Origin of the sequence: Vibrio wakamikoensis, from assembly GCF_050337275.1 — a bacterium.
GTDB classification, from domain to species: domain Bacteria; phylum Pseudomonadota; class Gammaproteobacteria; order Enterobacterales; family Vibrionaceae; genus Vibrio; species Vibrio chaetopteri.
Window position 1 is genome coordinate 1 of sequence record NZ_JAKJST010000054.1, and the last position, 9,538, is coordinate 9,538.

Below are 9,538 nucleotides of genomic sequence, written 5' to 3' on the forward strand. Positions count from 1 at the left end.
TTGGTCATTACGGATAAAGCGGTAAGCGCCTTCCATATCTGCGGGTGAAATAGCAAGCTTAGACACGGCAACGCCTGGTTGATTAGCAAGTGAAGTAGCCATTGATATCAATCGTTGAGTTCGTCTAGGGTCGTTAAGCTTTGCCAGACCAAACTGTACTTGTGCCCACTTCATTGGTGTTAAGTTTTCCATATTAGCTACCTAATCAATATTGCTTAAGTGATCAGATCGCAGCCTTGGAAAAGAGTTCAAAAAAATCCCCGAACTAAGTTCGAGGATTTGTGTATAAGAGACAGGGCATTTGCCATCCTTTTCTGTTTTAAATCAGATTTAAGCCCACTGCGCTTCAAACCAGCTCTCTAGGATCACAACTGCTGATTGGCAATCGACATTGCCTTTTGACAATGCCTTGTAACCCCCCATCTCAAACAATTCTGAGCGAGCCTCGGCTGTAGACAGCCTTTCATCGTGCATTTCAACTTGGTAACCGAAACGGCCATGAACGCGGTTAGCAAACTTTTTAGCGCGTGCAGTAATGTCTTCAAGCGCTTTGCCGCGCACATCTGTTGGCAAGCCAACAACGATGAGATCGGGTTGCCACTCTTTGAGTGTTGCTTCGATGTCATCCCAGTTGGGGATACCGTCTTTGGCCTTGAAAGCCTTTAGTGGGCTTGCTGTGCCGGTGACCTCTTGGCCGATAGCACTACCAATACTTTTGGTTCCGAAGTCGAAAGCAACGATGGTTCTGGATGTCATAAGTTCTCTGTTTGTGAAGGCACTATTCTTGTAAAGACGAGGGCTATGCGCAATGCAGTCTATGCGTGACCGACATCCGCTGAAAGCTGAGCGATATCAAACCCTAACATACCCACCGCACTACTCCAACGCTCTTCCACTGGAGTGTCAAAGATAACGCTTGGATCCGCCTCTATGGTGAGCCAAGAGTTTTCAGCCAGCTCTGTCTCCAGCTGTCCTGCACTCCAGCCAGAATAACCGAGGGCGACGATATAGTTTTCAGGTTGAGCATCGGTACCTAGTACCGCCAAAATGTCTTTGGATGTAGTGACTGATACCCGGTCGGTGATCTGAATGCTCGATTGATACTGATCTTTAGGATTATGTAGGATAAACCCACGGTCCTCGGACACGGGGCCGCCGTTCAGTACTGGCTCGTCGAGGCTCTTGCTGTGGGTGGTTTGTGAAGCGATAGGGAGTTCAACTTGTATTTGCTTAAGCATGTTTGCGACAGTCACATCAATTGGGGTGCTGATCATGATGCCCATCGCGCCCTCATCGTTGTGCTCGCACACATAAATCACGCTGCGCTGAAAGTAGGGATCTTTCATCCCTGGCATGGCAACGAGAAAGTGATTAGCTAAGTTCATACCCGTTTCTCCCTATCTACATCCACTATTGGCTATTTGCCTAAACGACGCTCGATAGCATCCATTAGCTTGCCGGTAATAGAGATGTCAAAGGCGGCTTCGATTTCACGAATACAGGTTGGGCTGGTCACGTTGATTTCTGTCAGTTTGTCACCAATAACATCCAGTCCTACAAAGATTAAGCCTTTCTCTTTCAAAGTGGGAGCAACAGCTTCGGCAATTTGCTTGTCTGTCTCACTTAAGGGACGTGCTTCACCACGGCCGCCAGCAGCTAAGTTACCGCGGGTTTCACCCTTGGCAGGGATACGCGCTAGGCAGTACGGCATTGGTTCGCCGTCAACAACGAGAATACGCTTGTCACCGTTACTGATATCAGGAACGAACGTTTGTGCCATCGCATAGTTTTGGCCGTGATTGGTCAGCGTTTCAATGATCACTGAAACGTTAGGGTCGTCTTGCTTAACACGGAAAATAGATGCGCCGCCCATACCATCGAGTGGTTTTAGGATCACATCACCATGTTGGTCACGGAACTGTTTAATCTTGTCTGCTTTGCGAGTCACAATAGTCGTTGGTGTCAGCTCTGGGAACCACGCAGTGAATAGCTTTTCGTTACAGTCACGTAGGCTCTGAGGCTTATTGACGATGAGCGTGCCTTTTTCTTCTGCACGTTCTAGGATGTAGGTCGCGTAGATATATTCAGTGTCGAACGGAGGATCTTTACGCATCAGCACTGCGTCAAGTTCTGACAGTTCGATGGTTTGCTCTGAAGTAAATTCATACCAGCCGTTTGGATCTTCTTTGAGCTTGACGACTTTGGTGTCGGCGACAGCAGTGCCTTGATCTAGGTGCAGGTCATTCATTTCCATATAGTGGATTTCATAACCGCGACGCTGGGCTTCCAGCATCATTGCAAAGCTAGAGTCTTTCTTGATGTTGATGGAGGAAATTGGATCCATCACGATACCGAGTTTGAGCATTGTTTTCTCCCGTTAACCTAAATCGCCAAAGCGTACTTGAAGTGCCGTGATCGCCGTAAGCGCGGCCGTTTCTGTTCTCAGTACGCGAGGACCAAGCAGGGTTTCTTCGAATTGATATTGTTCCGTCATTTCAATTTCTTGCGCTGATAATCCGCCCTCTGGACCGATAAGTAGACGAACCTTTTGAACTGGCTCTGGCAAGGTATTGATTGAGTATTTGGCTCTTGGATGAAGGTTGAGCTTGAGCGCGTCAGATGGCTCTGCACACCACTCTTCAAGCGATATGATCGGACGAATCACAGGGATCGTGTTACGGCCACATTGTTCGCAGGCACTGATGGCGATCTTTTGCCACTGCTGCAATTTTTTCTCAAAACGTTTGGCATCGAGCTTAACGCCGCAACGTTCTGAGATGAGTGGTGTGATGGTGTTGACGCCCAGTTCGACCGACTTCTGAATGGTGAACTCCATCTTGTCGCCACGAGAAATGACTTGTCCGAGATGAAGATCGAGCGGTGACTCGATACTGACTGCGATTTTCTCGCGGATATCGACATCAACGCTTTTCTTGCCAACGTTAGTAATAGTGGCTGGAAATTCATGACCGCTGCCATCAAACAGCAGTACCTCTTGACCTTCTTTCATACGCAACACTCGGCCGATGTGTCCTGCGGCATCATCACTGAGCGCAAGTGTGCCCAAAGATTGAATCGTTTCAGGGTGATAGAGTCGAGGTATACGCATAACAATTTCCAAACAACAAACAGTATTGAGGTATAAGATGGATGCCAGCCCCCGAAATTACAAGGGCTTGGCGTAGGATTTAGCTGGGATTTTTGCACGCCTGTGCCACGAACGGATTGTCGTTGCCTTGAATGCGCTTAATACGCTCGTTGCGAGTACACTCCCAAGCATCGACAGGATAGGTTTTATTCCAGGCATTCATGAGCTGTGTCTGCTGTTTAGACAGCTTAAAGCCATATTCTTGGCTCATATAAAGATAGGTACGAGCGATAGAGCCACGTGCACGATCCGGCGGCATGACCTTGCGCTGCTTAAAGTTAACCTGCATCTCACAGCGGCCGTAGCTGACCCCGTCCATGCCATTCCACTGTGAGAAGTTGTAATTTGAACGATCACCATTCACTTCACCAATCGCTGGCGTCAGGTTGTGCAAGTCTGCTTCCATCAGCTTGAAATGCTTGTCATTGCGCGTGCAGTTTTTGCGTCCGCCTTGTTGCCAACATTGTCGCTGGTGGCCAAATTGCCACGCAGGCACCACATGCTCCCACTCGATGCGACTGGCACGTTTTTGTTGCTTACGAACCTGATAGCCACAAGCGGACAGATCCGGGGTGCCTTTTTTACCTTGCCATTGAATATCGCAGCCACAGTAAAAACTTATTGGGTGGTCGGCATAAATTTTGACTGCTTCTTTTTTTGCTTTGCTAAAGCTATTTGGCGGTGCACTGTGAACAGTAATGGGAAGAACGGCGGACAATAAAAAGGCCGTAACGAATAACTGGCGGATCATAGCAAGGTCTATAAAAGGTTGGGATAACCTAGTGTAACTCGCAAAAAAGACCTTAGCTATTGATAGTTAGATCATGTAACTAGCTTAGCTGCTTACCAGTAAACTCGATAGTATCCCCGCACTTACGACAGCGATAACTGGCTTGTTGGCGCATTACCTTATTGTGACGACGAACCGTGACGGCAAAGGTGTCACATTGGCAGCGATACTCGAAAGTTCGCCCTTGTACTGAACTCACATTCAAAGAGTGTGTGGTTTTTGGGGCGATACCAAATACCTGACTCATGACCATTTGCCACTCTTTGCCGTGTGGGCGCACCCGTCCAAATAGTGCATGAGTGATCAAGTGGGCGACTTCGTGTGGGATGACCTCTTCAATAAAGTCTTGCTGGTTTTCGACAAACAGAACGGGATTGAGGCGTACTTCCCACGATTGTAGGTAGGCTTTACCCGCCGCCTTGCCACGCAACTTATAGTTAAGGGCTGGGACTGGGAAATCACGCTCAAAGTACTGGCGAGCTTGCTCAGTGCAGCGAGACAGAGTCTTAATGGCTTGATAATGAAGTTGCTCAGAAAGCGAAGCATCCACGGGGTATAACCTACAATAAAAAAGCGCCCAAACAGGGCGCCATTCTACTGAGGTTGGCTGAGTATGCCAACGTGTTACGCGTGGTGTTTCTTTTTGATGGTCTCGTGATAGGCGTGCCATGTGCCGTAACCAAGGATCGGCATTGTCACGATCATTCCTATGCCATATGTGGCAAAACCAATCAAGATCCCGCCGCAGATAATCAGAGCCCAAACAATCATGGCTGGTACGTTAGATTTGACGGCATTAAAACTGGTGAACACAGCGGTCATAATGTCGACACGGCGCTCCATCATAAGTGGGATAGAGAATGCTGAGATGGAGAAGATGATAGCCGCAATCACCGCACCAACTACGCTACCGGTAATCAAGAATGGAGCAAATTCAGAGAGTGGTGCACCTTGTACAGAGGGGTAGAGTGCGTGCAGCAGAGCCGCTATGCGCATCCAAAAGATCATGGCGACGGCCAAGAGTACCGCAAACGCCCATTGCGAGGTGGAGTTGCGCCCAATGGCTTTCATAGAGTGGAATAGACTTGGTTTATGACCTTTCTCTCTTTCCCATGCTGCATCATAGAGACCTAAAGCGAGAAACGGACCAATCAACATGTACACAACCAAGCTTGGCATGATCACTAGGTGCGTGCCTTGCCATTGCACCAGAAGCACGATAGCGACGGCAGCGGCAGTAAAACAGAGCCCATAAAAAGCGCTGATGATCGGCATGCGAATAAGGTCATGTAGCCCAAGTGCTAACCAATGAAATGGTGCAGACACACTGAGCTGGTTAGATGGAATGGTTTTAGCGTAATCTTGATCCCTGACTTCATGTTTCTTCTGGAAGTCATCAGAATTAACGGTTCGAGGCATATGTCCTCCCTGATTGACAAACTGGCCTTCGTTTTATCAGGGCATGGCGCTAATCATCATGGATACGTCGGGCAATAGACTTGCATTTACCTTTGCAAAATCCAGCCATTTTCCGTTGTTAGCGTCTTCCCTTCTTAAGCGCTCTATTTTGCATACGAACAAACTCTCAAAGCGGTCTATTCGCAAGGGCACTTTTGTCTAACTATTGACCGTGTTAGAGGAAAACACAATTTTCAGAAGGGTATTAAATACAAGCTACAAGATAGTGAATTAACATTTTTGTAACAAAGTATTTGAAAAGACAGGATTAAAAAATAAAAAAGCCCTCAAAAAAATTTTGAGGGCTTTTTTGGAGTAAAAACTCAGGTTAAGAGTAATTACAGACCAGTAAACTCACGCAGGATCGCTGCTTTGTCTGTCGCTTCCCAAGGGAACTCTTCGCGACCGAAGTGACCGTATGCTGCAGTCTTCTTGTAGATAGGCTGAAGCAGGTTTAGCATCTCTTGCAGACCGTATGGACGTAGGTCGAAGTTTTGACGAACGGCTTCTACGATGATGTCGTGAGAGACTTTTTCAGTACCAAATGTCTCAACCATGATAGACGTTGGATCCGCAACACCGATTGCGTAAGACAGTTGGATTTCACAACGGTCAGCCATGCCAGCCGCTACGATGTTCTTCGCTACATAACGTGCTGCGTATGCTGCAGAGCGGTCAACTTTTGATGGATCTTTACCAGAGAATGCACCGCCACCGTGACGAGCCGCGCCGCCGTAGGTATCAACGATGATCTTACGACCTGTTAGACCACAGTCACCCATAGGACCGCCGATTACGAAGCGACCGGTTGGGTTGATGAAGAAGTTCGTTTCTTTGTTGATCCACTCTGATGGTAGTACTGGCTTGATGATCTCTTCCATAACCGCTTCACGCAGATCAGGGGTAGAGATGGTATCGCAGTGCTGAGTAGAAAGAACAACCGCATCGATACCAACGATCTTACCTTGGTCGTATTGGAACGTTACCTGAGACTTAGCGTCTGGACGTAGCCAAGGTAGAGTGCCGTTCTTACGCACTTCCGCTTGCTTTTGAACAAGAAGGTGAGAGTAAGTAATCGGTGCTGGCATTAGGATGTCAGTTTCGTTCGTTGCGTAACCGAACATGATACCTTGGTCGCCCGCGCCTTGTTCTTTAGGATCTGCTTTATCAACGCCTTGGTTGATATCTGGAGACTGCTTACCGATGGTGTTCAGAACAGCACAAGAATCCGCGTCAAAACCCATGTCAGAGTGAACATAGCCGATTTCGCGAACGGTTTCACGCGTTAGCTCTTCGATGTCTACCCATGCTGAAGTAGTGATCTCACCACCCACCATCACCATGCCAGTCTTAACGTAAGTTTCACAAGCAACACGTGCTTTTGGATCTTGTTCTAGGATTGCATCAAGAACCGCATCAGAAATTTGGTCTGCGATTTTATCTGGATGGCCTTCTGATACTGACTCAGAAGTAAACAGGTGCTTAGCCATGAGAGCTCCAATTACTGTTTTTAAGCGAGTGTCTAATCACTCACTTGTAATAAATTCAATGATATATAGTAGGTGTATCTACATCTAGACGTCTATTCTAGTCATCAATGTTCGATTAGCAAGCGATTTTTGCTTTTAACATATAGCCAAACGTTTGCCTGTTTTGTATGTGAATCGCCACATTCCGGCGACATTATTCGGCGATAATGCCAAAAAATGACGGTAAATCGTTTGCAGAGACTATATGGCTTTGCGACAATAGCGGCCGCTGATTATTCAATCAGTCTATGAAAAACTTGGAATTCGCTTAATGCACTCAGGAGCAGACATGTCTTCTCGTAAACAACTCGCTAATGCAATCCGCGCGCTAAGCATGGATGGTGTTCAACAAGCTAACTCAGGTCACCCAGGTGCACCAATGGGTATGGCAGATATCGCTGAAGTTCTTTGGCGTTCTCACCTAAATCACAACCCGTCAAACCCAGAGTGGGCTGACCGCGACCGTTTCGTACTATCAAACGGCCACGGCTCAATGCTGATTTACTCTTTGCTTCACCTAAGCGGCTACGAGCTATCAATTGACGATCTTAAAAACTTCCGTCAACTGCACTCGAAAACGCCAGGTCACCCAGAGTACGGCTATGCACCAGGTATCGAGACGACGACTGGCCCACTAGGTCAAGGCATCACTAACGCGGTTGGTATGGCACTGGCTGAGAAATCCCTTGCAGCGCAATTCAACAAAGAAGGTCACGACATCGTTGACCACTTCACTTATGTCTTCATGGGTGATGGCTGTCTGATGGAAGGTATCTCTCACGAAGCGTGTTCGCTAGCGGGTACGTTAGGTCTAGGCAAGCTGATCGCTTTCTGGGATGACAACGGCATCTCTATCGATGGCGAAGTGGAAGGTTGGTTCTCTGATGACACGCCTAAGCGCTTTGAAGCATACGGCTGGCACGTAATCCCAGCGGTAGACGGTCACGATGCTGACGCGATCAATGCAGCGATCGAGGCGGCAAAAGCGGATCCACGTCCAACACTTATCTGTACTAAAACTATCATCGGTTTTGGTTCGCCAAACAAAGCGGGCTCTCACGACTGTCACGGTGCACCTCTAGGTCACGACGAAATTGCAGCAGCACGCGAATTCCTAGGTTGGGAGCACGGTCCATTCGAAATCCCAGCTGATATCAAAGCTGAGTGGGATGCAAACGAAGCAGGCACGGCTAAAGAAGCAGCTTGGAACGAGAAGCTAGCAGCTTATGAAGCGGCTTACCCAGAACTTGCGGCTGAGTTTAAGCGTCGTGTGAACGGTGAGCTTCCTGCTGAATGGGAACAAGCTACAAGCAAGATCATCGCTGACCTTCAAGCGAATCCAGCAAACATTGCATCACGCAAAGCGTCTCAAAACGCGCTAGAAGCGTTTGGTAAGATGCTTCCAGAATTCATGGGCGGCTCTGCTGACCTAGCACCATCAAACCTGACCATGTGGTCTGGTTCTCAGTCTCTAACGGCTGACGATGCGTCTGGCAACTACATCCACTACGGTGTACGTGAATTCGGTATGACGGCGATCATCAATGGTATTGCTCTGCACGGTGGTTTCGTACCGTACGGTGCAACATTCCTAATGTTCATGGAATACGCTCGTAACGCAATGCGCATGGCTGCACTGATGAAAGTGCAAAACATCCAAGTTTACACGCACGACTCTATCGGTCTGGGTGAAGACGGTCCAACGCACCAGCCGGTTGAGCAAATCGCATCACTACGCGTAACGCCAAACATGAGCACATGGCGCCCATGTGACCAGGTTGAGTCTGCAGTCGCTTGGAAATACGCGATTGAGCGTAAAGACGGCCCTACGTCGCTAATCTTCTCTCGTCAAAACCTAACGCAGCAAGAGCGTGACGCAGAGCAGCTAGCAAACGTTGCTAAAGGTGGTTACATCCTGAAAGATTGTGAAGGCACGCCTGAGCTGATCCTTATCGCAACCGGTTCTGAAGTTGAACTAGCAACAAACGCTTACGCTGAGCTAACGGCTGAAGGCAAGAAAGTACGCGTTGTGTCTCTTCCTTCAACTGACGTATTTGACGCGCAAGATGAAGCATACCGTGAAGCGGTTCTTCCAGCGGCAGTGACTAAGCGTATCGCGGTTGAAGCGGGTATTGCGGATTACTGGTACAAGTATGTTGGCTTCGGTGGCAAGATCATCGGTATGACGACATTCGGTGAGTCTGCACCAGCAGGCGAGCTATTCAAGATGTTTGGTTTCACAACGGAAAACGTTGTGAACACGGCAAAAGAGCTGCTTGCATAAGCACCTTCATCTTGAAATGAAAAACCGAGCCTAGTGCTTAATGCCACTCGCTTAAGAACGAGTGGCATGTTTTTGTTTGTTAGGATATCTGGCAGGCTTTTTTAATACGACTCTAGGGTATGGTTTCCGGTTTCGTTTCTTTGGAAGTATAAGTCGCTTACCATTGTCCCTCAGGGCTTTTAGATTTTTCGGAATCGCCCCAGGACTCCGAGTATCGCTCGCCCAAATCATCTCATCCATTATTAAGAACAACGCATTAATAAAGCTGATCCGTAGTGGTTCAACTTGGTGTTGTTTGGCCATCTCAGCCATCTCTAACCTCACGATGT

10 protein-coding genes and 1 pseudogene are annotated in these 9,538 nt (G+C 48.0%); 1 reads left to right on the top strand and 10 read right to left on the bottom strand.

Going from position 1 to position 9,538, the window contains the following annotated elements; genetic code table 11:
• The 9 genes from L4C42_RS23290 to metK form a co-directional block, all read right to left on the bottom strand.
• Positions 1-192, bottom strand: a 192-nt coding sequence (locus tag L4C42_RS23290) for an IS4/Tn5 family transposase DNA-binding protein (protein WP_429761594.1), incomplete at its 3' end; no start/stop codon positions are given.
• Between the two features lie 138 nt (positions 193-330).
• Positions 331-756, bottom strand: coding sequence for a Holliday junction resolvase RuvX (ruvX, locus tag L4C42_RS23295; RefSeq protein ID WP_112478579.1), 426 nt, complete (start codon positions 754-756; stop codon positions 331-333).
• Between the two features lie 59 nt (positions 757-815).
• Positions 816-1,385 (bottom strand): YqgE/AlgH family protein, encoded by a 570-nt coding sequence (locus L4C42_RS23300; RefSeq protein WP_353497177.1) that lies wholly within the window; start codon positions 1,383-1,385, stop codon positions 816-818.
• Positions 1,386-1,417: 32 nt separating this feature from the next.
• Positions 1,418-2,365: a glutathione synthase gene (gshB, locus tag L4C42_RS23305; protein WP_353497176.1), complete on the bottom strand. Its 948-nt coding sequence runs from the start codon at positions 2,363-2,365 to the stop codon at positions 1,418-1,420.
• A gap of 12 nt (positions 2,366-2,377) precedes the next feature.
• Complete coding sequence (rsmE, locus tag L4C42_RS23310; protein ID WP_353497175.1) at positions 2,378-3,109, bottom strand: 16S rRNA (uracil(1498)-N(3))-methyltransferase; 732 nt, start codon at positions 3,107-3,109, stop codon at positions 2,378-2,380.
• 79 nt (positions 3,110-3,188) lie between these two features.
• A complete protein-coding gene (gene endA / locus L4C42_RS23315) occupies positions 3,189-3,899 on the bottom strand; it encodes a deoxyribonuclease I (RefSeq protein ID WP_353497174.1) in 711 nt (236 codons plus the stop codon).
• 79 nt (positions 3,900-3,978) lie between these two features.
• Positions 3,979-4,488 (bottom strand): SprT family zinc-dependent metalloprotease, encoded by a 510-nt coding sequence (locus L4C42_RS23320; protein ID WP_353497173.1) that lies wholly within the window; start codon positions 4,486-4,488, stop codon positions 3,979-3,981.
• Between the two features lie 74 nt (positions 4,489-4,562).
• On the bottom strand, positions 4,563-5,357 hold the full coding sequence (locus L4C42_RS23325) for a DUF2189 domain-containing protein (RefSeq protein WP_353497172.1): 795 nt from the start codon (positions 5,355-5,357) through the stop codon (positions 4,563-4,565).
• A 377-nt stretch (positions 5,358-5,734) separates the two neighbouring features.
• Positions 5,735-6,886 (bottom strand): methionine adenosyltransferase, encoded by a 1,152-nt coding sequence (gene metK / locus L4C42_RS23330; RefSeq protein ID WP_353497171.1) that lies wholly within the window; start codon positions 6,884-6,886, stop codon positions 5,735-5,737.
• A gap of 310 nt (positions 6,887-7,196) precedes the next feature.
• Here metK and tkt point away from each other — a divergent pair, with 310 nt between their 5' ends.
• Positions 7,197-9,209 (top strand): transketolase, encoded by a 2,013-nt coding sequence (gene tkt, locus L4C42_RS23335; protein WP_418641946.1) that lies wholly within the window; start codon positions 7,197-7,199, stop codon positions 9,207-9,209.
• Between the two features lie 51 nt (positions 9,210-9,260).
• Here the strand turns inward: tkt and L4C42_RS23340 are convergent.
• Positions 9,261-9,538 (bottom strand): annotated as a pseudogene (locus L4C42_RS23340) (IS4 family transposase); the annotation flags it as partial.